The organism is Streptomyces sp. HUAS MG56 (genome assembly GCF_058673395.1).
In genome coordinates, this window is record NZ_CM178722.1 from 1,525,598 (window position 1) to 1,548,433 (window position 22,836).

A 22,836-nucleotide genomic window follows, 5' to 3' on the forward strand; every position below is an offset into this window, starting at 1 on the left:
TGGCACGGTCGGGGCGCGTCCGGACTGCGGGACGGTCCCGACCGCCTCGATGCGATCACCGCCCGTGGGGGTTCATGTCGCGCCGGTACGCCGTCGGTGGCCGGCGGCCGTCAGGTCCGTTCCGGCTCCCCCGCCGTCGCGCGCAGGTGGGCGATGCCTGTGTCGAGGGCCGCCTTGAGGTGGGTCGAGTCGCCCGTGGACATCATGATGGCCACGCCTCCCTGGACGCCGGCCAGCAGCGCGGCCGCCGTCCGGTCGACGTCGAGGTCGGACGACACCAGGCCGTTCGCCCGGAGGGCGCGCATGCCGTCGGCGAGTTGCTGCTGCCACTGGCGCATCAGCTCCGTCACGATCGCCCGCGCACCGGGGCGGGACCGCCCGACCTGTATGAACAGCGACCCCAACGGGCAGTGGTCGCCCTGGAGCTCGTACCGTTCCACCACCACGTCCCGCCACTGCTGCCAGGACTCCCACGAGTCCAGACACCCCAGGTGCGGCTGCTGGTCGGCCAGCACGCGATCCGCCTCGAACTGGGCCACCGCCAGCAGCAGTTGGTCCTTGCCCTCGGGGAAGTAGTGGAAGAGCTGGCTCTTGCTCGTACCGGTCCGGCCGCGGATGTCGTCGAGCGTCGTGTCGGCGACCCCCTGCTCGCGCAGCACCTCGGCGGCCCCTTCGACGATGCGGGCCCGCGTGGCACGCCCCTTCGCGGTCAGCGCGTCCGGCATACGGCCTCCCTCTCCGCCTCACTGGACCATCGGGTCCACTTTACTGCCGCCGGACCCGCCCAGTCTGGACTTGCCGGTCCATTTTCCACGACGCACAGTGGCCCGCACAGCGCGGGGCAGTGCCCCGCCGGACAGAACCGGTGACCGTGCGGGACACGACCGTACGAGACAAGGGAGAGCGTCATGGGTGAACGGCTGCGGAACAGGACGGCGCTGGTGACGGGGTCGACCAGCAACATCGGGCAGGCGATCGCCGAAGCGCTCGCCGCCGAGGGGGCCCATGTCGTCGTGTCCGGGCGGAATCGGGAGCGCGGGGCACAGGTCGTCGAGGGGATCCGCGCATCGGGTGGCCGGGCCGACTTCGTGGCGGCGGACCTCGACGGCAGCGCGGAGGCCTCCCAGGACCTGGCCGGACGGGCCCGCGCGGCCTTGGGCGGGCGGATCGGCATCCTGGTGAACAACGCCGGCGTCTATCCGGCACCCGGCACGACCGCCACCGACGAGAAGACGTTCGACAGGGTCTACGCGATCAACGTCAAGGCGCCGTTCTTCCTCACCGCGGCGGTGGTCCCGGCCATGACGGAGTCCGGAGGCGGGGTGATCATCAACCTCGGCTCCTGGATCGCGCGCCTGGGCGTTCCCCTGGGCGCGCTCTACAGCTCCACCAAGGGGGCCATGGAGACGCTCACGCGCGCGTGGGCCGCGGAGTTCGGCCCGCTCGGCGTGCGGGTCAACGCGATCTCGCCGGGTGTGATCCAGCCTCCGGCGCCGGAGGGCGGCGAGCCCCATCCGGGCGAGATCATGATGAAGGGCACCCCGGCCGGCGGGGTCGGCACGCCGGACGCCATCGCGCACGCCGCGGTCTGGCTGGCGAGCGACGAGGCGGCGTTCGTGCACGGAACGGTGGTGGACGTCGACGGGGGCAGGACCGGAGTCGCCGTCATCGCCGCGTAGGCCGCGGACCGGGTGGCCGCTCTCGTCCGGGGCGTTGTCTCTCAGCGCCCAGGAGGAGAGCGCTCTGACATGGGAGCGCGCTACCGACACCTCCGACCGGCGGTCTTCCGCGCTCTCCGCCGGCCTCGACGCCGATCACCTATGATCATGGGCATGTCTGCCCTCCAAGAGCGTTCCGCCCTCCATCAACTGGCTCCCGGTGAGCGGCTCTTGGGGTACGGCAGCGTCGTACCCGCCAAGAGCGCCAAGGGCATCGGCCTGAACGTCGGCGGGGTCATCGCGAACCAGTTCGTCAACAGCGTCGGTGCGCAGTCCGGCGCGGCCGGCAGCATCGCCGCGGGGATGCCCGACACCTCAGGCGCCCTGCTGCTGCGCGTCACGGACCAGCGAGTCGGACTCGTCAGGCCCCTGGACGGCACCCCGGTCTGGGAGGTGCCCCGCGCCTGGGTGGTCCGGGTCGAACGCCGCCCCCGGACCCAGCTCATGGCCCGCTTCCGGCTGCACTACGCCGACGGCTCGTGGCTCGCCTTCCTCACGATGCGGCGCCGTACGATCGAGCGGTTCCGCTCACTCATCGGCTGACCGGCGTCGCGCTCACGGCTCTTCGGACGGGCGAGGGGTCGCGCGCCGGCGAGGGGCCTCGTCGTCAGGGACGTCCGGGGAGGCGAAGTGGAACGGAACGCCGAGGTGGTCCGCCAGGGCCCGGCCCGCGTCCGCGGCGACCGTCCCCGGAGCAGGGCCGCCCCGGCGGCGGTAGACCGTCGCGGGAGGACCCTCCCCGGACGGGTCCTCCAGGACCGCGACCAGGACGACGAACCAGTCGTGGACGGTGTCGCCGTCCCAGATCGCCTCGATCGCGGCGGCCCGGCCCCGATGGGCGGCGGCGCAAGCGGCGAGTGAGGGTACGTCGAGCGGATCGGGCGGGGCGGGCCGCACACGGTCGCCGAGCGCCGCGTAGCGCGCGTGGACCACCTGTTCCGCCTCGTGCACGCCCGGTCCGAGCGGACGCAGCGCTGCCCAGACGGTCGTGACCGCCGCGAACCGGCGGTCGTCCGGCACCCGCGCGTCGACCTCCCGGCGGGTCCGCTCGTCCGGACAGGTCCACCATCCGCTCACCGTTCCACCGGGACTTCCGTCTCGTGTGTCATGGCCCGAACGTACCGGAGTCTCCAGCGGCTGCTCCGGTCGGCGGCCGTCTCGTACTGTGTCCACGTGACCGGTCCCGTCCCCCGCCCCCAGTCCCTGCTGCTCAGCTTCCTCGGTGACGAGGTGCTGGGGCGTGGGGTGTGCGTGTACACAGGGAGTGTCATCGAGGTGTTCCGCCGGGCCGGTGTCGGGGAGCAGGCCACCCGGTCCATGCTCAGCCGGATGGCCGGGCGCGGGCTGCTGAGCCGGCGGCGGCAGGGCCGGCGGACGTACATCGGGCTCACCGACCGTTCCGAGGCGGTCCTGCGTGACGGGGAGCGGCGCATCTGGCACACGGGGGCGGTGAACCGGGACTGGGACGGGACCTGGACGCTGCTCGGGTTCTCGCTGCCGGAGTCGTGGCAGCGTCAACGGCACGATCTGCGCGCGCAGTTGACCTGGGCGGGCTTCGGCGCACTGTTCAGCGGGCTGTGGATCGCGCCGGGCGAGGTCGACGTCTCCGAGATCGTCGGCGAGCTGGGCCTGGCCGCGCACGTCAAGGTCTTCCGTGCCAACGCGGACGCCGGCACGGACATCGCCGGGATGATCGACGAGACCTGGGACCTGGCCCGACTGGCCGCCTGCTACCGGGAGTTCGACGAGGCCTGGCGACCGTACGCCTCGGGCGGAGCGCACCTGGCCGCCGAGGAGGCTCTCGTGCTGCGCCTCCGGCTGACCGCCGAATGGCTTCAGGTCATCCGCGCCGACCCCCGGCTGCCCGTGCAGCACCTGCCCGCCGACTGGCCCGCGGCCCGGGCCGAGAAGACGTTCCGTGCGGTGCACGCCCGTCTGGAGGCGCCCGCCCGGGACGCGGCGCGCCGGCTCATCGAGACCCTTCCCGTGGCGTAGCGGCGTTCCCGTCGGGCGCACTTGCCGCGCACCGTCGTGCGCTCCTTCCTCAAGTGATGTTGTGCATTGCATTGACGGCCGCAAGAAATCCGCCCTACATTCCTGACACCCCGCTTCGTTCAGTGCACTGAGCATCTGGACATCCGTCCGGGACCCGCTCCGCCGCCGCCCAGAAGGAGCCCACCCATGCGCGCCAGCACCCCTCCCCGCACGTCCCGTCCCCGTTCCCGTGCCTCCCGGACCCGCCTGCGGGTGGCCCTCGCCGCGCTGGCCACGCTCGCGTCCGCGGCCCTCGCCACCTCGCCCGCGCACGCCGCCCGGGCGGACACGGGGACCGCCGGTCACCTCACCGGCACGCTCTCCGACGGCGCAGCCTGGGTCGCGGACGTCCCCGCCCGCTGGAACGGCACGCTGCTGCTGTTCAGCCACGGCTTCGGCCCCGTCGTCGCCAACGACGCGCCCTCCGACGCCGTACGCGCCGAACTGCTCACCGAGGGGTACGCGCTGGCCGGGTCGTCGTACGACCCCCACGGCTCGATGTGGGCCCTGAACAGCGCCGAACGCGATCAGTTCGGCACGCTCGACGCCGTCAGCGCGAAGATCGGCACCCCGCGCCGCACCCTCGCCGTCGGCCAGTCCATGGGCGGGCTCGTCAACGCGCAGATCGCCCGCGACGGCGCCGGCCGCGTCGACGGCGCGCTCGGGCTGTGCGGTCTGGTCGCGGGCGGCACGGACCTCGACAACTACCAGCTCGACGCCGAGTACACCATCGCCCGGCTGCTCCTGCCGGGGCAGGACGTCGGCCTCGTCCGGTTCGGGTCCGCCGACGCCGCGGCCGCCACCGCCCAGAGGCTCACCGACGCCGTTACCGCCGCCCAGGCCACCCCGCGGGGCCGGGCCCGGATCGCGCTGGCCGCGGCCTTCCTCAACCTGCCCGCCTGGGCGCCCGGACAGGACCGGCCCGCGCCGACCGACTGGGCGGGCCAGGAGCGGCAGCAGTACGCGTGGTTCGCACAGGGCATCCTGGCGTTCGTCGAGGGCGGCCGGTATGCCGTCGAGCGGACCGTCGGCGGCGACAACTCCTGGAACCAGGGCGTCAGTTACGCGAACCTGCTCGCCGGATCCGTGCACGCGCCGCAGGTCCGCGCGCTGTACCGGGCGGCCGGGCTCGACCTGCGCGCCGACCTCGCCGCCCTGACCCGGGACGCCTCGGTCACCGCGGACCCCGCCGCGGTCCGTGCCGCACAGCGCAGCTCCTCCGCCGGGCAGGGGCTCGGCGTGCCGCTGCTGGACGTGCACACGATCGCCGACAACCTGGTCCCGGTCGAGCAGGAGCGGCGGTTCGGTGACCGGGTGCGCGCGGCCGGGGACGACGCGCTGCTGCGGCAGGCGTACGTCGAGCGCCAGGGCCACTGCACGTTCACGACCGCCGAGACCGTGGCCGCCCTGCACGCCCTCGAACACCGCGTCACCACCGGCCGTTGGGACGACGCCGCGAGCCCGGCCGCGCTCCAGCGGTCCGCCACCGCACTCGGTCTGGACGGGGCGGCGTACCTCCCGTTCCGCCCCGCACCGCTCACGGTCGGCCGCGACCGGCCCGTGCACCCCGCCCGCCACTGACGTTGGGACCCCGCTCATGTCCGACGCATCCGCCGCCCCGCACACGCCCCTCCCCCGTACGTCCCTCCCCCGTGCGCCCCTGCCCGTCGGCACGCTCGTCGCCGGCTGTCTCGCGGTCTGCCTCGCCCAGATCGGCCTCGCGATACCCGCCACCCTCAACGGGCTCTTCCAGGAGCACCTCCACCCGGTCGGCTCCCAACTGACCTGGATATCCGATGCGTTCCTGCTCCCCGTCGCCGTCCTGGAACTCACCTTCGGTGTACTCGGCGACCTCTTCGGCCGTAAACGCCTCCTCGTCGGCGGCGCCGCGCTGGTGTGCGCGGGTGAGGTCGTCGCCGCGAGCGCCGCCGGCGTCCATCAGCTGTGGGTGGGCCAGGCACTGGCCGGTCTCGGTGCGGCCGCGCTCTTCCCCACCTCGCTCGCCATGATCGCGGCCGGTACGCACACCGGCGCCGAGCGCGCCCGCTCCATCGCGCTCTGGGCCTCCAGCCTGTCCGCGGGCGGCTTCCTCGCCCCGCTGCTCGGCGGGATCACCGGCACCTACGGCTCATGGCGCTCGGCGTTCGTGGTGGTCGCCGTGCTGGCCGCGGTCAGCGCGCTGGTGAGCCTGTGGCTCGCGGCCAACTCCCGCTCGCCGGAGGGACGTTCGCTGGACGCCGGCGGCCAGATCGCCATCGGCGTCGGTCTGTTCGCCCTGCTGTACGCCGTCATCCAGGGGCCGGCCGACGGCTGGGGCTCGGCTCCGGTGGTCGTGGCGTTCGTGATCGCAGCGGTGTTCGTGGGCCTGTTCGTGGTCGCCGAGAGCCGGGCCCGCTCCCCGCTGCTGCGCCTGGACCTGTTCCGCAACCGCTCCTTCGCCATCGCGTCGGCGGTCGCGGTCGTGGGCATGTTCAGCTTCCTCGGCACGGCGTACGCGACCAGCATCCGGCTCGGCCCCGTCCAGCACCAGAGCCCGATGCGCGCCTCCTTCGCGTTCCTGCTGCTCAACGGCATCACGCCGCTGCTCACCCCGCTGACCTCGCGACTGCTGCACCGGCTGCCCGCGCGGGCGCTGCTCACCGCCGGTCTGGCACTGATCGCGGCGGGCGACTTCCTGGCCGCGGGGCTCGACGTCGGCGACCGGGCCCTGACGTCACTGATCCTGCCGCTCGGGCTCGTCGGCATCGGCTTCGCGTTCACGGTGTCGTCGATCACCGCGACCGCCGTCAACACGGTGCCGCTCCCGCTCGCGGGCATGGCGAGCGCGGCGACCAACCTGCTGCGCGACTTCGGCTTCACCCTCGGCCCGGCGGTCATCGGCGCGGTCGCGCTGAGCCAGGCGGCGTCCCGGGTGACGTCCTCGCTGGGCGCCTCGTCGTCGCTGAACCCGGAGTCGAAGGCGGCGGCACACGAGGTGCTCGCAGCGGGCGGCCCTCTCGCCCTGAACTCCGTCCCCGCCAACACCCCACCGGGTGCCGCCCGTTCATACGCCCTCGACGCCCTGGGGCACGGCTACTCGATCGGGTTCGTGGTGTGCGGTGCGGCGGCTCTGTGCTCGGCCGTACTGGTGGTGGCGGCCCTGCGCGGGCGTACGGCACAGGAGGCCGCACCGCAGGAGGAGGACCTCCCTGTCGAACACCGCGAGATCCATCCGTTGCACATGACGAAACCTGATGCGCAATAAGAACGGCACTCTTGACCAGTCGACCCCTCGCGCCGGACCATGTTGCGTATCACCCGCTTCGTTGCGCATAGCGCACCCAGGGAGGATGCCATGTCCCCTCGACCGCAGCCCGGCCGCGAGTTCGTCCTCACTCTTTCGTGCCCCGACCGGGCCGGTCTCGTCCACGCCGTGAGTTCCTTCCTCGTCACCCGCTCCGGCAACATCCTGGAGAGCCAGCAGTTCGACGACCGGCTCCAGGACCGCTTCTACATGCGGGTGCACTTCGACGTCTCGGATCCGGGCGTCTCGCTGGAGGATCTGCGCACCGGTTTCGGGCCGGTCGCCGAGGCGTACCGGATCACATGGCAGTTGCACGACGCCTCGACCCCGACCCGCACGCTCGTCATGGTCTCGAAGTTCGGTCACTGCCTGAACGACCTGCTCTTCCGCACCTCCACGGGCGCGCTCAACATCGAGATCCCGGCGATCGTCTCCAACCACCGCGACTTCGAGCCGCTGGCCCGGAACTACGGCATCCCCTTCCACCACATCCCGGTGACGCCACAGACCAAGGCGGAGGCGGAGGCCCGGCTGCTCCGGCTCGTCGACGAACTGGACATCGACCTCGTGGTCCTCGCCCGGTACATGCAGATCCTCTCCGACGACCTGTGCAAGAAGCTCGACGGCCGGGCCATCAACATCCACCACTCCTTCCTGCCGAGCTTCAAGGGGGCCAAGCCCTACGTCCAGGCGCACCAGCGTGGCGTCAAGCTCGTCGGGGCCACGGCGCACTACGTCACGTCCGACCTCGACGAGGGCCCGATCATCGAGCAGGACGTCGTCCGTGTGCACCACAGGCACGCCCCGGACGAACTGGTCGCCCTCGGCCGTGACGTCGAGGCCCAGGTGCTCGCCCGCGCCGTCGAGTGGCACAGCGAGAGCCGCGTACTGGTCAACGGCCGCTGCACGGTCGTCTTCCGCTGACGGGAAGGGCGGCGGCGCACACCGCAACCACGGACCGAGGTCGCTGCGGGCAGTGCGGACAGCACTGTGCCGTGGTATGCCTTCGTCTCAAGGGCGGGACACCGGGACGTCGATGCGTATAGTTGCGTCATGAGCAACTACACAGCAGATGGCGAAACAACAGGCCCCGCTGTGAACGGGGTGCAGTCCGTCGACCGTGCCGTGAGCGTCCTGGAGATCCTCGCCCAGCGCGGCGAGGCGGGCGTCAGCGAGGTCGCCGCCGAGATCGACGTCCACAAGTCGACCGCGTTCCGCCTGCTCGGCGCACTTGAGGCACGCGGCCTGGTCGAGCAGACGGCCGAACGGGGCAAGTACCGGCTGGGCTTCGGGATCGTGCGCCTCGCGGGCGCGGTCACGGGCCGTCTCGACGTCACCCAGCAGGGCCGGGCCGTGTGCGAGCGGCTGATAGAGGAGATCGGCGAGACCGTCAACATCGCCGTCCTCCAGGAGCACTACGCGGTCAACCTCTACCAGGTGCGCGGCCCCGGCGCGGTCGGCACACACAACTGGGTCGGGCAGCTCACCCCGGTGCACGCCACGTCGAGCGGCAAGATCCTGCTGGCCCATCTGCCGGCGGAGGCGCGCGCCCGGGTGCTCGCGGCGGCCGGCCTGCGGAAGCTGACGCCGCACACCCTGACCGCGAGGACGACGCTGGAGAAGAACCTCACCGAGGCGCGCGAGCGCGGCTACGCGGTGACGCTGGAGGAGCTGGAGATCGGCCTGCACGCCATTGCGGCCCCGATCCGCTCCCGCGACGGCGAGGTCATCGCCGCCCTCAGCGCATCGGGGCCGGCGTACCGCTTCACCGAGGAACGACTCCACGAACTCGCGCCGGCACTGCTCAAGGGCGCGCAGGAGATCAGCCACCGGATGGGGTACCTGGGCTGAGCCCCGCAGAGGTGCCGGCGCGGAGTCGTTCACCCGTATTCGACGGCCGCGTCCAACAGCCACTCCGTCAGATAGCCGGCGAAGGAGGAGCGCACCAGGACCCAGAAGCCCGCCCTGGTCTCGTCGCGGGCGACGAGGAGGACCTGGGCGCGGGCCAGGGTGGTCTGGGCGCAGCGGCCGGGGCCGAAGGCGCTCGGGTGCAGGTCGAGCGCACAGCCGTGGGAGAGCAGGTCGCGGGCGCGGGGGCCGGTGACCAGGAGGGTGGTGCGCTGGGCGGAGACGTCGGTCACCGACACGTGTTCGTCCCCGGCCGCCGCACGGATCCTGCCCTCCAACTCCTTCTGGGCCCCGGGCTGTCCCACGACCAGCCATTCGTCCGGGCCGAGCCACACCTCGGTCAACTCGCCTGCGCGGACAGCCGTGTTGGGTTCCAGTGGCAGTGGGAGCCCGAGCGCGAGCCCCACGGCGTCCGCCGCCGGGCCCTTGGCGTCGAGACGGACGTTCACCTGGGCCAGGAAGGGCAGTTCGGCCAGCCGGATCGCGCCTCCGGACGTGCGCGTCACGTCCGCCAGGCGGTCGGCGGCATGCGCAAGGGGGCTGCGCGGCCGGGTGGTCGGGGCGGTGTCAGCCATCGCGGCGGGCTCCCTCGGGGTCGTAGAGGACGGGACTGGCGACGGTCACCGGGAACAGCCGGTCGCCGACGGGTGCGTAGAGGCGTTCGCCGATACGGTCCCGGCCGCCCTTGAGCAGGGCGAGCGCGAAGGTCCGGTCGAGCGCCGCGCTGCGGTAGCTGGAGGTGACGTGGCCGAGCATCGGCACGGGCGGGGCGGGCAGTTCGCTCTCGGCGACCAGTTGGGTGCCTTCGGGGAGGAGGACACCGCCGTCGTCGGGGAGCAGGGCGACCAGGTGTTTGCGGTCGGGGCGGACGGTGTCGGCGCGGGCGTAGGAGCGCTTGCCGATGAAGTCGCGCTTCTTCTTGGACACCGCCCAGCCCATGCCGAGGTCCTGCGGGGTGACCGTGCCGTCCGTGTCCTGGCCGACGATCGGGTAGCCCTTCTCGGCGCGCAGGACGTGCATGGTCTCGGTGCCGTACGGGGTGATCCCGTACGGGGCGCCCGCCTCGTACAGCGCCTCCCACAGCGCGAGGGCGTGCCACGGCGACACGTTGATCTCGTAGGCGAGTTCGCCGGAGAAGCTGATCCGGCAGACCCGGGCCCCGATGCCGGCGACGGTCGTGTCGCGCCAGGCCATGAAGGGGAAGTCGTCGTTGGATACGGCCAGTCGGGGTGCGAGTGAGCCGAGGACCGCGCGGGACCTGGGGCCGACCAGGGCGACGGTGGCCCACTGCTCGGTCACCGACGTGCAGTGCACCCTCAGGTCGGGCCACTCGGTCTGGAGCCACTCCTCCATCCAGTCCAGGACGGCCGCCGCGTTGCCGGTCGTGGTGGTGACGAGGAAGCGGTCCTGGGCCAGCCGGATGACGGTGCCGTCGTCGAAGACCATGCCGTCCGGGCGGCACATCACGCCGTAGCGGATCATGCCGGTCTTCAGGGTGCTCATCATGTTGGTGTAGAGCAGGTCGAGGAAGCGGGCGGCGTCCGGGCCCTGTACGTCGATCTTGCCGAGCGTGGAGGCGTCCATGTAGGCCACGCCCTCGCGGGCGGCGCGGCACTCGCGCAGCACGGCGCTCTCCATTTCCTCGCCGTCTCGCGGGTAGTACCAGGGCCGCTTCCACTGGCCGACGTTCTCGAACAGCGCGCCGTGCTCGACGTGCCAGGCGTGCAGGGCGGTCGTACGGATCGGGTCGTGCAGCGCGCCGCGGTCGCGGCCGGCGAGGGCGGCGAAGGAGACCGGGGTGTACGGCGGCCGGAAGGTCGGCAGGCCGAGCGCCGAGATGTCGACGCCGAGGAGTTCGGCGACGACCCCGCTCGCCAGGACGCCGCCCGTCCTGCCCTGGTCGCTTGCCGTACCCGCCGTGGTGTAGCGCTTGGTGTGCTCGACCGAGTGCAGGCCCGCCCCGGTGGCCCGCGCCAGGTCGTCCACCGTGACGTCACGTTGGAGGTCGACGAAGCGGGGGGCGCCGGTGGCGGTGGGGACGGTGAAGACCTGCATGGGCGGGGTGTACGGCGCGGTGGCGACGGCCGGGAGGGCGGGCGCCCCGGCGCGGTGGCCCTCCGCCCCGACCGCGCGGGCGCCGGCCGCCGCGCCCTGCGCGAGGACCGCCGCGAGGTCGAAGGTCCCGTTCGCGCTGCCCGTGACCTCGACCGCCTGACGGCAGTGGTCGGGGACGAACGCGCCGAGCACGTCGTCGTACCGGAGCTTGCCGCCCGCCTGGCTGTACAGGTGCGCGACCGGGTTCCAGCCGGCCGAGACCAGGAGGAGGTCGACGGCGAACTCCCGCTGGCCGGTGGTCTCCTGGGCGTACGGGGCGACGGTGACGGCGGTGAGGCGGTCCGCGCCCTCGGTACCGGTGACCGCGTGTCCGGCGAGCACCTCGATCCCGGCGGACCGGGCGCGCTCGGCCCACTGGCCCGGCTCGGGCCGGGTGTCGACGATCGCCGCGATGTCCACTCCGGCCGCCGCCAGGTCGAGCGCGGCGGCGTAGGCGCTGTCGTTGGTGGTGAACACGACGGCGTGCCGGCCCGGCACGACGGCGTACCGGTGCAGATACGTCCGGGCCGAGGCGGCCAGCATCACGCCGGGCCGGTCGTTGTCGCCGAAGGCCAGGGAGCGTTCGTGGGCGCCGGTGGCGAGGACGACGCGCCGGGCGCGGATCCGCCAGACGCGTTCGCGGGAGACGTTCGCCGGGGCGTCGGCGCCCAGGTGGTTGGTGCGGCGCTCGACCGCGAGGACGTGGTTGTCGTCGTAGTGGCCGAAGACGGTGGTGCGGGCGAGGACGCGCACCTCGGGGGCGGAGTCGAGCCGCGCCCGCGTGGCCTCGACCCAGTCGAGGTGCTCCCCGGTGCCGAGCAGACTGCCGCCGGGTTCCGGCTGGTCGTCGGCGAGGATGACGCGGGCGCCGCTGTCGGCTGCCGCGGCGGCCGCCGCGAGACCGGCCGGGCCGGCGCCGACGACCAGCAGGTCGCAGTGTGCGTGCACGGCGTCGTATCGGGCGGGGTCGGGTTCGGTGGCGAGGCGTCCCTGGCCGGGCAGGCTGCTCGCGACCAGGCCGTCGTACAGCTCGACGGCCGGGGCGGCGAGCATGGGCTCGGGGAAGGGGGCCTCGATCTGGACGACGGCGTTGGGTTCCTCGACACCGGCCGAGAAGATGCCGCGGGGGCGGCCGAGCCGGATGCTGGTCGCCGCCGTGATGACGCCGTTGGCGAGGAGGGCGGAGGCGAGGGTGTCGCCGCGGTAGCCCTGGTACTCGGTGCCGTCGAAGGTGAAGGAGAGGGCGGTGGCGCGGTCGATGCGGCCGCCGGTGGCGAGGCGGCGGGGTTGACCCGCGAGCCGTGCCGGGGGCGCCGCCCCGACAGCCCGGCTCGGCTCAGCAGGGGCCACGGCCTCGGTGACCGGACGGGCTGGCACGGCCGGGGCCGGCTGAGAGGTCACCGGGCGCGGCTCCAGCCGCTCCGGGCGCTCCTCCCCCGGCCGGTACACCGCCAGGATCTCGTTGGTCGACGTGTCCCGCACCGCGTTGAACCACTTGCGGCAGCCCGCCGCGTGGTTCCAGCGTTCGGCGAAGGGGCCCTTGGGGTTGTCGCGGAAGAAGAGGTAGCGCGCCCACTCCTCGTCGCCGAGGGCGGCCGGGTCCTCGGGGTAGGGGACGTGGGCCTGGCCGCCGTAGTGGAACTCGGCCTCGTCGCGGGGCCCGCACCACGGGCAGGAGATCAGCAGCATGGTCGGCCTCCCTAGTGGGCCACGGCGGCGGCGCCGTGCTCGTCGACGAGCGCGCCGGTGGTGAATCGGTCGAGCGAGAACGGGGCGTTCAGCGTGTGCGGTGAGTCGTGGGCGATGGTGTGGGCGTACACCCAGCCGACGCCGGGGGTGGCCTTGAAACCGCCCGTTCCCCAGCCGCAGTTGAGGTAGAGGTTGCCGACCGGGCTGAGGCCGACGACGGGCGAGGCGTCGGGGCTGACGTCGACGATGCCGCCCCAGGTGCGCAGCACATGGGCGCGGGCGAACACCGGGAAGAGCTCCAGGGCGGCGGACATCTGCTCCTCGATGACGTGGAACGCGCCGCGCTGGGTGTAGGAGTTGTACGCGTCGATGCCCGCGCCCATCACCAGCTCGCCCTTGTGCGCCTGGCTGACGTACACGTGGACCGCGTTGGACATCACCACGGTCGGGTGCACGGGCTCCAGCAGTTCGGAGACGAGGGCCTGCAACGGGTGGCTCTGGAGGGGGAGTTCGATGCCCGCCATGGCGGCGAGGACCGAGGTGTGTCCGGCCGAGCACAGGGCCACCTTGCCCGCCGCGATCGGGCCCCGCGTGGTCCGCACCCCGACCACCCGGCCGCCGACCACGTCCAGGCCGGTGACCTCGCAGTTCTGGATGATGTCGATACCGGCGGCGTCCGCGGAGCGGGCGAAGCCCCAGGCCACGTAGTCGTGCTTGGCGATGCCGGCGCGGGGCTGGTACGTGCCGCCGAGGACCGGATAGCGCACGTCGGGCGAGGTGTTGACGATCGGGCAGACCTCTTTGACCTGCTCGGCGTCGAGCCATTCGGCGTCGACGCCGTTCAGCCGGTTGGCCTCGACCCGGCGCACGCTGTCGCGGACGTCCTGGAGGCTGTGGGCGAGGTTCAGCACACCGCGCTGGGAGAAGAGGATCGGGTAGTCGAGCTCCTCCTCCAGCCCTTCCCACAGCTTCAACGCGTGTTCGTAGATGCCCGCGCTCTCGTCCCACAGGTAGTTGGAGCGGATGATCGTGGTGTTGCGGGCCATGTTGCCGCCCGCGAGCCAGCCCTTCTCCAGGACCGCGACGTCGGTGATGCCGTGGTTCTTCGCCAGGTAGTGGGCGGTGGCGAGGCCGTGTCCGCCGCCGCCCACGATCACCACGTCGTACGACCGCTTGGGCTCGGGGGTGCGCCAGAGGAAGTCCGGGTGGTCGGGCAGGCCGGCGCCGGGGGTGCGGGGGCTCATCGGGCGTCTCCGTCGTGCGAGAGGTGCGGGTAGAGCGGGTGCTTGGCGGCCAGTGCCTCGGTGCGGGCGCGCAGTGCGGCCACGTCCGGCGCGGACTGGAGGGCCAGGGCGATCACGTCGGCGACCTCGGTGAAGTCCGCCTCGGTGAAGCCCCGGGTGGCGAGCGCCGGGGTGCCGATGCGCAGCCCGGAGGTGACCATCGGCGGGCGCGGGTCGAAGGGGACGGCGTTGCGGTTGACGGTGATGCCGATCTCGTGGAGGAGGTCCTCGGCGCGCTTGCCGTCGAGTGCGGAGTCGCGCAGGTCCACGAGGACGAGGTGGACGTCCGTGCCGCCCGTCAGCACGCGCACTCCGGCCGCCGCCGCGTCGGACCGGGTCAGGCGTTCGGCGAGGATGCGGGCGCCGGCGAGCGTGCGGGCCTGGCGCTCGGCGAACTCCGGCGACGCGGCGACCTTGAACGAGACCGCTTTCGCGGCGATGACGTGCTCCAGCGGGCCGCCCTGCATCCCGGGGAACACGGCCGAGTTGAGCTTCTTGGCGAGGTCAGCGTCGTTGGTGAGGATGACGCCGCCGCGGGGTCCGCCGAGCGTCTTGTGCGTGGTGGTGGTGACGACGTGGGCGTGCGGGACGGGGCTCGGGTGCAGTCCGGCGGCGACCAGGCCGGCGAAGTGCGCCATGTCGACCATGAGGAGGGCGCCGACCTCGTCGGCGATCCGGCGGAACGCCGCGAAGTCCAGCTGCCTCGGGTACGCCGACCAGCCCGCGATGATCATCTTGGGCCGGTGTTCCTTGGCGAGCCGCTCCACCTCGTCCATGTCCACGAGGTGGTCCGTCCCGGAGACGTGGTACGGCACGACGTTGAGCATCTTGCCGCTGTAGTTGATGCGCATGCCGTGGGTGAGGTGGCCGCCGTGCGCGAGGTCGAGGCCGAGGATCGTGTCGCCGGGCTTCAGCAGGGCGAAGAACACGGCGGTGTTGGCCTGGGCGCCGGAGTGCGGCTGGACGTTGGCGAAGCCCGCGCCGAAGAGGGACTTGACGCGTTCGATGGCCAACTTCTCGGTGACGTCGACGTGTTCGCAGCCCCCGTAGTAGCGGCGGCCGGGGTAGCCCTCGGCGTACTTGTTGGTCGCGACGGAGCCCTGGGCCTCCATCACGGCGGTGGGCGCGAAGTTCTCGGAGGCGATCATCTCCAGGGTGGACTGCTGGCGGTGCAGTTCGGCCCGGAGCGCGTCGTGGACCTCGGGGTCCAGCTCGGCCAGGGGGGTGTTCAGCGCGTTCATGCGGGGTTCGCGTTCCTCTCGGCGGCCTCGACGACGTTGGCGAGCAGCATCGCCCGGGTCATGGGTCCCACTCCCCCGGGCATCGGCGCGAGCCGTCCGGCGACCTCGGCGGCCTCCGGGTGGATGTCACCGACCAGGCCCTGGTCGGTGCGGGTGATGCCGACGTCCAGGACGGCCGCGCCGGGGCGCAGCATGTCCTTGGTGATCAGTCCCGGCGAGCCGGCCGCCGCGACGACGATGTCTGCCTCGCGTACGTGCCGGGCCAGGCCCTTGGTTCCGGTGTGGCAGAGGGTGACGGTGGCGTTCTCGGAGCGGCGGGTGAGCAGCAGCCCGATCGGCCGGCCGACGGTGATGCCGCGTCCGACCACGCAGACCCGTGCTCCGGCCAGCGGGACTTCGTAGCGGCGCAGCAGTTCCACGATGCCGCGCGGGGTGCAGGGCAGGGGGGCGTCGACGCCGAGGACGAGTCGTCCGAGGTTGACCGGGTGGAGTCCGTCGGCGTCCTTGGCGGGGTCCATGCGCGCGAGGACGGCGTTCGCGTCCAGGTGGCGCGGGAGCGGGAGCTGGACGATGTAGCCGGTGCAGGCCGGATCGGCGTTGAGTTCGTCGACGACGTCCTCGACCTGGCGTTGGGTGGCGTCGGCGGGCAGGTCGCGGCGCAGCGAGGCGATGCCCACCTGTGCGCAGTCGCGGTGCTTTCCTGCGACGTAGGCGTGGCTGCCGGGGTCGTCGCCGACGAGGACGGTGCCGAGGCCCGGGGCGCGTCCCGTGAGGGCAGTCAACTTGCCTACGCGATCGGTGAGTTCGTGACGTATGGCGGCGGCGGTCGCCCTGCCGTCGAGGAGTTGTGCGGTCACGCGCGGTGCTCCTTCCAGCGCTCAGCCACGAAGGCGGGACATGGTCGGATCGAACAGCGGCTCCTCGGCCACGACCGCCTCGACGCGCTGGTCGAAGTAGCCGATGTGCACCGTGGTGCCGGGGACGGCGAGGTCGGCCGGGAGCCAGGCGTAGGCGATGCCCTTGCCGATGGTGTAGCCGTAGGCGGCGCTGGTGACGTAGCCGACGGCGCGCTCGCCGTCGTACACCGGTTCCTTGCCCATGACGACCGAGCGCGGGTCGTCGATGGTGAGGCAGGTCAGCCTGCGTCGTACGTCCGCCTTGCGGCGTTGCAGCGCGGACCTGCCGATGAAGTCGCCCTTGTCGAGCTTGACGGCGAAGCCGACGCCGGCCTCGTAGGGGTCGTGCTCGTAGGTCATGTCGGTGCCGAAGGAGCGGTAGCCCTTCTCCAGGCGGAGGCTGTTGAAGGCGCCGCGGCCGGCGATGACGCCGCCGAGCGGCTCGGCCGCCGCCCACAGGGTGTCCCACAGCTTCTGGCCCTGGTCGGCGGTGGTGTACAGCTCCCAGCCCAGCTCGCCGACGTACGACAGGCGCATCGCGGTCACCGGGACGCTGCCGATGTAGGCGTGCTTGGCGCGGAAGTACTTCAGGCCGTCGTTGCTGAAGTCCGCGTCGGTGAGGGGCTGGAGGACGTCTCGGGCGAGCGGGCCCCACAAGCCGATGCAGCAGGTGCCGGCGGTGATGTCGCGGACCTGGACCCTGCCGTCGGCGGGCAGGTGTCGGGTGAACCAGTCGAGGTCGAGGTTGCCGTTGGCGCCGACCTGGAAACGGTCCGGGGCGAGGCGGGCGACGGTGATGTCGCTGCGGATGCCGCCGTCGTGGTCGAGCAGCAGCGTGTACGTCACCGAGCCGACGGACTTGGCGACCTTGCCGGTGACCAGGCCCTCCAGGAAGTCGGCGGCGCCGGGGCCGCTGACCTCCAGGCGCTTGAGGGCGGTCATGTCGTACATCGCGACGCTCTCGCGGGTGACCTGGGCCTCGGCGCCGACGATCGGCGACCAGTAGCGGGCGGCCCAGTCGCCCGGGGTGGGGATCGAACGGCCCGTCACCAGGCCCGCGTTGGCCTCGTACCACTGCGGGCGCTCCCAGCCGTTCGCCTCCAGGAAGAAGGCGCCGTGCTCCTGCTGGCGGGCGTGGAAGGGGCTGGTGCGGATCGGGCGCGGTTTCCCGGACGGCTGGAGGGGGTGGAGGATGTCGTAGACCTCGACGAAGTTCTGGCAGTCGCGGGCCAGGACGTACTCCGGGGAGAGCTGGTGCGGCTCGAAGCGGTTGACGTCGCACTCGTGCAGGTCGAAGGAGGAGCAGTGGCCGTCGACCAGCCATTCGGCGACGGCGCGGCCGACGCCCGCGGAGTGGGTGACCCAGACCGCCTCGGCAACCCAGAAGCCCTTGACGTCCGGGGACTCGCCGAGCAGCGGGTAGCCGTCGGTGGTGAAGGAGAACAGGCCGTTGATGCCCTCCTCGACCTTGGCCTCGCGGGTCGCCGGGAGGAGGGACTGCGTCTCGGTCCAGGCGTCCGCGAAGTCGTCCTCGGTGAACTTCAGGACCGAGGGCATCTGTTCAGCCTCGTCCACGGAGAGGATGTCGTCGGCGCAGACCGGCATGGGGCGGTGTCCGTAGGAGCCGATGCCGAGGCCGTCGAAGCGGTCGCGGTAGTAGAGGTCGGCGTCCTGGTGGCGCAGGATCGGGCGGACCGCCTCCTCGGTCTGGCCCTTCAGCGCCGGTATCGGGCCGGTCCAGGCGAGCTGGTGGGCGAGCGGGGTGAGCGGCAGGTTCATCCCCGCCATGCGGGCGATCTTCGGGCCCCAGATGCCGGCGCAGCACACGACGATGTCGGCGGGGATCTCGCCCTGGTCGGTCACGACGCCGGTGACGCGGCCCGCGCTCTGCCGGATGTCGAGGACCTCGTGGCGGGCGAGGAAGCGCACGCCGCGTTCGGTGGCCCGGCGGATCTGCGCCTCGACGGCGAGGACGGCCTTGGCGAGTCCGTCGGTGGGGACGAGCAGGCCGCCGAGCACCCGGTCCCGGTTGACCAGCGGGTGCTGCTCGACGCACTCGTCCGGGCTCAGCAGGCGGGACTCGATGCCCCACGCGGTGATCCAGCCGTGCCGGCGGTGCAGCTCGGCGAGGCGCTCGGGGCAGGTCGCCACTTCGAGGCCGCCGACCTGGAGGAAGCAGGGCTTTCCGTCGACGTCGAGGGAGCAGAACTTCTCGACGGTGTAGCGGGCCAGCTCCGTCATCGTCTTCGAGGGGTTCGTCTGGAAGACCAGGCCGGGGGCGTGCGAGGAGGAGCCCCCGGTGGCCGGGAGGGGGCCCTGGTCGACCACGGTCACTTCGGTCCAGCCGCGTGCGGAGACCTCGTCCGCCAGAGCCGCTCCCACGACGCCCGCTCCGATGATCACCACTCGGGGTCCCGCCATCGCCCAACCTCCGAACTTGAGACCGATTCAGTTGCTTTCTGCGCAACGCGATTCAGGCTGCGCAACTCAATGTGCCCGGCGTCGAGGAGGGGTGTCAAGGGGCCGGTGACGTCGGAAAACGGCCTGCTCACGGGCGGGAACACGACAGCGCCCGGCAGGCGGCGCGCATGGCTGCGCACCGCCTGCCGGGCTGGTCCGTTCGGCCCTTCCCCGCCCGTGCTACTTGAGCCAGGCATCGACCTTGTCGCGGTTCGCGTCGACCCACTTCTTGGCCGCCGCGTCGTCCGACATCTTGTCCTGCGCGATGTACCGGGCGACGGTGTTCTGGTCGTCGTTGGTCCAGTGGAAGTTCTTCACCAGGCCGTACGCCGGGCTGCCCGACTTGGCGAACTGCGCACTGACGATCTTGTCCAGGTCGTAGAGGGGATAGTCGCAGGCCACCTTCGCCGCGTCGGTGTCGCAGCCCGTCGTGTACTTCGGGAGGTTGACCTTGACCAGGGGCACCTCGGACATGAACCACTGCGGCTCGTAGAAGTAGCCGATCATCCACTGCTTGTTCTTCTCGGCCGTCCGGAACGCCTGGATGAGCGCGGTCTCACTGCCCGCGTACACCACCTTGAAGTTCAGCTTCAGGTTCTTGACCAGGGCCGCGTCGTTGGTGACGTACGACGGGTCGCCGTCCAGCAGTTGGCCCTTGCCGCCGGACTCGGACGTCTTGAACTCGTCGGCGTACTTGTCGAGGTTCTTCCAGTCGAGGATGTCCGGGTGCGCCTTGGCCAGCCACGGCGGCACGAACCAGCCGATGACGCCTTTGTTGCCGGTCGAGCCGGCCTCGACGGCGGTCTTCTGGCTCGTGATGTACTTCTTCTTCAGATCGTCGTGGCCCCAGTTCTCCAGGACCGCGTCCACCTCGCCGGTCCCGAAGCCCTGCCAGGCGATCTCCTCCTTCAGGTCCTTCTTGGTGACGGTGCAGCCCAGGTCGTGCTGCGCGACGTACGCCACGACCGCCGCGTCCGCCTCGTAGCCGATCCACGGGTTGACGGCCAGGTTGAAGGTGCCGCACTTGCCGCCCGAGGACTTCGCGCCCGCGGAGGTGCTGTCGCCGACCTTCGCCCCCGAGCAGGCCGTGAGGGTGAGGCCGAGGACGGCCAGGCCGGCCGCGCCGGCTCGCCAGTGTCTTGCCATGGTGTCGTGCTCCTTATGCCCGGGTGCGGCGCGCCGCGGCCTGAGTGATCCGGTCGAACATGACTCCGAGCAGGACGATGGCCAGTCCCGCCGCGAGCCCCTTGCCGTACAGCTGTCCCTGCGAGAATCCGGCCACGACGTCGTAGCCGAGGGCGCCGGCCCCCACCAGGCCGCCCACCACAACCATCGACAGCACATAGATCAGCCCCTGGTTGGTCGCGAGCGTCAGGGCGCTGCGGGCCATCGGCAGCTGGACCTTGGTGATGATCTGCCACGTGTTGCACCCGGCCGAGGTGGCCGCCTCCACGGTCGTCGCGGGGACGTTCCGCACCCCGTCCGCGATGATCTTGACGGCGACGGGTGCCGCGTAGACCACGGCCGCGACGATCGCGGTGAACCGGGTGGCGCCGAAGAGGGCCAGGAACGGCACGAGGTAGACGAAGGGCGGCATGACCTGTGCCGCGTCCAGGGTGGGCCGTACCACACGGTCCACGAGCGCACTGCGCCCCATCCACACGCCGAAGACGACACCGAGCAGCATCACCAGCACCGTGGCCACGGCCGTCGAGGCGAGGGTGGTCATGCTGTCCGACCACACGCCCGTGCCGACCAGCAGCCCGACGCAGCCGGCGGCCGTCACCGCGGCCCACCGTCCGCCGAGCACCAGGGCCAGCGCGACCAGGACGATGCCGACGAGCCACCACGGGGAGTCGGTGAGCAGCGTCTGGAAGGGGTTGAGCAGTCCGTTGGTGAGCACGTTGCGCAGGCCGTTGGTCAGTCCCGACACATGGTTCTGCAGCCAGCCGGTCGTGGTGTCGGCCGCGCTCGCGATGTGGCCGCCGACGGCGCCACTGCCCGGGAACTGTGCCGCCCACAGGTAGGTGTGGGACACGTAGATCACGAAGCCGACTCCGATCGCGCCCGCCGCCAGCAGCGGACGGCGCCACCTGAGCAGCCGGGCGTCGGTGCGGCGGGCCGTCTCGGTGCGCGCGGCGGCGGCCGTGGTGACCCGGTCGAGCACGATCGCCATGACGACGATGGCGAGCCCGGCGTTGAAGGCGGTGCCGACGTCGAGGGACTGGAGGGCCTGGACGACGGTCTTGCCGAGGCCGGGCGCGTCGATCAGGGCGGCGATGGTCACCATGGCGAGGGCGGCCATGATGGTCTGGTTCACGCCCATGACGACCGTGCGCCGGGACATCGGCAGCAGCACCTTCACCAGTTGCTGCCCGCGTGTCGTGCCGAGCGAGTCCGCCGCCTCGACGGTGGTCTCGGGCACGGAGCGGATGGCGTGCGCGGTGATGCGGATGGCGGGCGGTGCCGCGTAGATCACCGTGGTGATCACGGCGGAGGCACCGCCGATGAGGAAGATCAGGGTCAGCGGGGCGAGATAGACGAAGGTCGGCATCGTCTGCATGAAGTCCAGGAAGGGCGTCATGATCCGGTTGAACCGGTCGGACAGGCCTGCCCACACACCGAGCGGGATGCCGATGAGCAGCGCCACGAGGACCGCCGACAGGGTCAGCGCCAGGGTGTCCATGCTCTCCTGCCACAGCCCCTGCAGCCCGAAGAAGGTGAAGCCGGCCACAGCCAGCAGGGCGACCCGCCAGTTGCCCACGGCCCAGGAGACGTAGCCGGTGATGCCGACGACGCCGAGCCAGCCGATCTGCGGGACCGGGCGGGCGCCGACCGGCTGCGAGATCAGCTGCTGGACGAAGGTCACCAGCTGGTCGATGGCCAGCCGGATCTCGTTGAAGAAGTACAGGAAGAGCGGGTTGGAGTTGCGGTTGGCGCCGATGGTGTCGTTGACGTCGTTCAGCCAGCGGTGCAGTCCGGTGAGGTCGGCCGCCGCGAGAGTGAGCGTCTGCCGGCCGCGCAGCACGGCGAACAGCACCAGCCAGCCGACCAGGACGGCGGCCACCACCATCGGGCGGCTGGCCTTCTCGCGCAGGGGGGTGACCGACGCGGTCGCGTCGGCGGCGACGGCCATCACGCACCGCCTTCGTCACCGGCGACGACGGAGAGGATCTCCTCGTCGCCGACGATGCCCAGCAGCTTGCCGCCCTCGACGACCTTGACCGGCTTCTCGGCGGCCAGCACCGCCCGGGTGGCCTCGCGCACGACGACGTCCGGCCCCAACTCGGGCCCGTCGAGGGCGTCTTCGGGCTGGGCGGGGCGCATGATCCAGCGCAGCGTGAGGACATCGCCGCGCGGCACGTCCCGCACGAAGTCCCGTACGTAGTCGTCGGCGGGGGCACCGACCAGTTCGTCCCCGGTGCCGCACTGGACCGTCTTGCCGTCCCGCATGATCAGGATGCGGTCGCCCAGTTTGAGCGCCTCGGAGAGGTCGTGGGTGATGAACACCATGGTCTTGCCGACCTCGTGGTGCAGCCGGATGACCTCGCTCTGCATGTCACGGCGGATCAGCGGATCGAGCGCCGAGAACGGCTCGTCGAAGAAGAGGACGTCGGGATCGCCGGCGAGGGCGCGGGCGAGGCCGACGCGCTGCTGCATACCGCCGGAGAGCTGGTCGGGGTAGGAGTTCTCGTACCCGGCGAGGCCCACCAACTCCACCGTCTCCAGGGCCCGTCGGACACGCTCGGCCTTGCTCATGCCACGGATCTCCAGCCCGAAGGCCACGTTGTCCACGACCTTGCGGTGCGGCAGCAGGCCGAAGTGCTGGAAGACCATGGAGAACTTGCTGCGCCGCATCTCGCGCAGCCGCCGGGGGTCGGCGCCGCGGATGTCCTCGCCCTCGAAGACGACCTCGCCCGCGGTGGGTTCGATCAGCCGGGTGAGACATCGCACCAGGGTGGACTTGCCCGAACCGGACAGGCCCATGACGACGAACACCTCGCCGGGCGACACCTCGAAGCTCACGTCCCGTACGGCGGCGGTGCAGCCGGTGCGGTCCATCAGCTCGCGGCGGGTGAGTCCGCACAGCTCCGCGGAGTCCGGCACCTCGTCGGCCTTCGGCCCGAACACCTTCCACAGCCCGCGCACGGAGATGACGGGGGTGCGGTCCTGGGGATCCTCGGACGTGTCGCGCCGCTGCGACACCTCGGTCTGTGCTGGGGCCATGGT

18 protein-coding genes are annotated in these 22,836 nt (G+C 71.9%); 7 read left to right on the plus strand and 11 right to left on the minus strand.

The window, feature by feature from the left end:
• Window positions 1–110: 110 nt before the first annotated feature.
• The gene (locus tag AC4OXY_RS07575) at window positions 111–725 is read right to left on the minus strand and encodes a TetR/AcrR family transcriptional regulator (RefSeq protein ID WP_491993508.1); all 615 of its coding nucleotides are present in this window, start codon (window positions 723–725) and stop codon (window positions 111–113) included.
• A 183-nt stretch (window positions 726–908) separates the two neighbouring features.
• Between AC4OXY_RS07575 and AC4OXY_RS07580 the strand changes: the two genes are divergently transcribed.
• Together AC4OXY_RS07580 and AC4OXY_RS07585 are read left to right on the plus strand one after the other, a co-directional pair.
• The gene (locus AC4OXY_RS07580; RefSeq protein WP_356037915.1) at window positions 909–1,679 is read left to right on the plus strand and encodes an SDR family NAD(P)-dependent oxidoreductase; all 771 of its coding nucleotides are present in this window, start codon (window positions 909–911) and stop codon (window positions 1,677–1,679) included.
• A gap of 153 nt (window positions 1,680–1,832) precedes the next feature.
• A complete protein-coding gene (locus AC4OXY_RS07585; RefSeq protein WP_362820004.1) occupies window positions 1,833–2,261 on the plus strand; it encodes a hypothetical protein in 429 nt (142 codons plus the stop codon).
• 12 nt (window positions 2,262–2,273) lie between these two features.
• Here AC4OXY_RS07585 and AC4OXY_RS07590 read toward each other — a convergent pair whose 3' ends face one another.
• Complete coding sequence (locus AC4OXY_RS07590; RefSeq protein WP_491993509.1) at window positions 2,274–2,795, minus strand: hypothetical protein; 522 nt, start codon at window positions 2,793–2,795, stop codon at window positions 2,274–2,276.
• Window positions 2,796–2,891: 96 nt separating this feature from the next.
• Between AC4OXY_RS07590 and AC4OXY_RS07595 the strand changes: the two genes are divergently transcribed.
• From AC4OXY_RS07595 to AC4OXY_RS07615, 5 genes are all read left to right on the plus strand, one after another.
• Entirely contained in the window at window positions 2,892–3,713 is an 822-nt protein-coding gene (locus tag AC4OXY_RS07595; RefSeq protein WP_491993510.1) for a PaaX family transcriptional regulator, read from the plus strand.
• 186 nt (window positions 3,714–3,899) lie between these two features.
• Window positions 3,900–5,333 (plus strand): alpha/beta hydrolase, encoded by a 1,434-nt coding sequence (locus AC4OXY_RS07600; protein ID WP_491993511.1) that lies wholly within the window; start codon window positions 3,900–3,902, stop codon window positions 5,331–5,333.
• A gap of 16 nt (window positions 5,334–5,349) precedes the next feature.
• Window positions 5,350–6,996, plus strand: a complete 1,647-nt coding sequence (locus AC4OXY_RS07605; RefSeq protein WP_491993512.1) for an MFS transporter — start codon at window positions 5,350–5,352, stop codon at window positions 6,994–6,996.
• Between the two features lie 90 nt (window positions 6,997–7,086).
• Complete coding sequence (purU, locus tag AC4OXY_RS07610) at window positions 7,087–7,959, plus strand: formyltetrahydrofolate deformylase (protein WP_491993513.1); 873 nt, start codon at window positions 7,087–7,089, stop codon at window positions 7,957–7,959.
• A gap of 129 nt (window positions 7,960–8,088) precedes the next feature.
• Window positions 8,089–8,886: an IclR family transcriptional regulator gene (locus AC4OXY_RS07615; RefSeq protein WP_356031933.1), complete on the plus strand. Its 798-nt coding sequence runs from the start codon at window positions 8,089–8,091 to the stop codon at window positions 8,884–8,886.
• A gap of 29 nt (window positions 8,887–8,915) precedes the next feature.
• On the opposite strand, the gene AC4OXY_RS07620 is transcribed toward AC4OXY_RS07615, so the two are convergent.
• The 9 genes from AC4OXY_RS07620 to AC4OXY_RS07660 all read right to left on the minus strand — a co-directional run bounded on the left by AC4OXY_RS07620 (window position 8,916) and on the right by AC4OXY_RS07660 (window position 22,833).
• Entirely contained in the window at window positions 8,916–9,518 is a 603-nt protein-coding gene (locus tag AC4OXY_RS07620) for a sarcosine oxidase subunit gamma (protein ID WP_376288214.1), read from the minus strand.
• Window positions 9,511–12,726, minus strand: a complete 3,216-nt coding sequence (locus AC4OXY_RS07625; protein WP_491993514.1) for a sarcosine oxidase subunit delta family protein — start codon at window positions 12,724–12,726, stop codon at window positions 9,511–9,513. Before AC4OXY_RS07625 ends, AC4OXY_RS07620 begins: the two co-directional genes overlap by 8 nt.
• An 11-nt stretch (window positions 12,727–12,737) precedes the next feature.
• On the minus strand, window positions 12,738–13,970 hold the full coding sequence (locus AC4OXY_RS07630; protein WP_362820012.1) for a sarcosine oxidase subunit beta family protein: 1,233 nt from the start codon (window positions 13,968–13,970) through the stop codon (window positions 12,738–12,740).
• On the minus strand, window positions 13,967–15,250 hold the full coding sequence (glyA, locus tag AC4OXY_RS07635) for a serine hydroxymethyltransferase (protein ID WP_491993515.1): 1,284 nt from the start codon (window positions 15,248–15,250) through the stop codon (window positions 13,967–13,969). Before glyA ends, AC4OXY_RS07630 begins: the two co-directional genes overlap by 4 nt.
• Window positions 15,247–16,107: a bifunctional methylenetetrahydrofolate dehydrogenase/methenyltetrahydrofolate cyclohydrolase gene (locus AC4OXY_RS07640; protein WP_356031921.1), complete on the minus strand. Its 861-nt coding sequence runs from the start codon at window positions 16,105–16,107 to the stop codon at window positions 15,247–15,249. Before AC4OXY_RS07640 ends, glyA begins: the two co-directional genes overlap by 4 nt.
• Window positions 16,108–16,128: 21 nt before the next feature.
• Window positions 16,129–18,567 carry a GcvT family protein gene (locus AC4OXY_RS07645; protein WP_356031919.1) on the minus strand — a complete coding sequence of 813 codons (2,439 nt, stop codon included), beginning with the start codon at window positions 18,565–18,567 and terminating at the stop codon, window positions 16,129–16,131.
• Between the two features lie 219 nt (window positions 18,568–18,786).
• Complete coding sequence (locus AC4OXY_RS07650) at window positions 18,787–19,752, minus strand: ABC transporter substrate-binding protein (protein WP_376288210.1); 966 nt, start codon at window positions 19,750–19,752, stop codon at window positions 18,787–18,789.
• A gap of 13 nt (window positions 19,753–19,765) precedes the next feature.
• Window positions 19,766–21,742, minus strand: a complete 1,977-nt coding sequence (locus AC4OXY_RS07655; RefSeq protein WP_356031914.1) for an ABC transporter permease — start codon at window positions 21,740–21,742, stop codon at window positions 19,766–19,768.
• Entirely contained in the window at window positions 21,742–22,833 is a 1,092-nt protein-coding gene (locus AC4OXY_RS07660) for a quaternary amine ABC transporter ATP-binding protein (RefSeq protein ID WP_356031912.1), read from the minus strand. Before AC4OXY_RS07660 ends, AC4OXY_RS07655 begins: the two co-directional genes overlap by 1 nt.
• Window positions 22,834–22,836: the final 3 nt, after the last annotated feature.

What these genes read in the sequence shown, in the direction of transcription:
- AC4OXY_RS07575 (WP_491993508.1), bottom strand. Translation starts at nt 725, where the DNA reads ATGCCGGACGCGCTGACCGCGAAGGGGCGTGCCACGCGGGCCCGCATC.
- AC4OXY_RS07580 (WP_356037915.1), top strand. Translation starts at nt 909, where the DNA reads ATGGGTGAACGGCTGCGGAACAGGACGGCGCTGGTGACGGGGTCGACC.
- AC4OXY_RS07585 (WP_362820004.1), top strand. Translation starts at nt 1,833, where the DNA reads ATGTCTGCCCTCCAAGAGCGTTCCGCCCTCCATCAACTGGCTCCCGGT.
- AC4OXY_RS07600 (WP_491993511.1), top strand. Translation starts at nt 3,900, where the DNA reads ATGCGCGCCAGCACCCCTCCCCGCACGTCCCGTCCCCGTTCCCGTGCC.
- AC4OXY_RS07605 (WP_491993512.1), top strand. Translation starts at nt 5,350, where the DNA reads ATGTCCGACGCATCCGCCGCCCCGCACACGCCCCTCCCCCGTACGTCC.
- purU (WP_491993513.1), top strand. Translation starts at nt 7,087, where the DNA reads ATGTCCCCTCGACCGCAGCCCGGCCGCGAGTTCGTCCTCACTCTTTCG.
- AC4OXY_RS07615 (WP_356031933.1), top strand. Translation starts at nt 8,089, where the DNA reads ATGAGCAACTACACAGCAGATGGCGAAACAACAGGCCCCGCTGTGAAC.
- AC4OXY_RS07620 (WP_376288214.1), bottom strand. Translation starts at nt 9,518, where the DNA reads ATGGCTGACACCGCCCCGACCACCCGGCCGCGCAGCCCCCTTGCGCAT.
- AC4OXY_RS07625 (WP_491993514.1), bottom strand. Translation starts at nt 12,726, where the DNA reads ATGCTGCTGATCTCCTGCCCGTGGTGCGGGCCCCGCGACGAGGCCGAG.
- AC4OXY_RS07630 (WP_362820012.1), bottom strand. Translation starts at nt 13,970, where the DNA reads ATGAGCCCCCGCACCCCCGGCGCCGGCCTGCCCGACCACCCGGACTTC.
- glyA (WP_491993515.1), bottom strand. Translation starts at nt 15,250, where the DNA reads ATGAACGCGCTGAACACCCCCCTGGCCGAGCTGGACCCCGAGGTCCAC.
- AC4OXY_RS07645 (WP_356031919.1), bottom strand. Translation starts at nt 18,567, where the DNA reads ATGGCGGGACCCCGAGTGGTGATCATCGGAGCGGGCGTCGTGGGAGCG.
- AC4OXY_RS07650 (WP_376288210.1), bottom strand. Translation starts at nt 19,752, where the DNA reads ATGGCAAGACACTGGCGAGCCGGCGCGGCCGGCCTGGCCGTCCTCGGC.
- AC4OXY_RS07655 (WP_356031914.1), bottom strand. Translation starts at nt 21,742, where the DNA reads ATGGCCGTCGCCGCCGACGCGACCGCGTCGGTCACCCCCCTGCGCGAG.
- AC4OXY_RS07660 (WP_356031912.1), bottom strand. Translation starts at nt 22,833, where the DNA reads ATGGCCCCAGCACAGACCGAGGTGTCGCAGCGGCGCGACACGTCCGAG.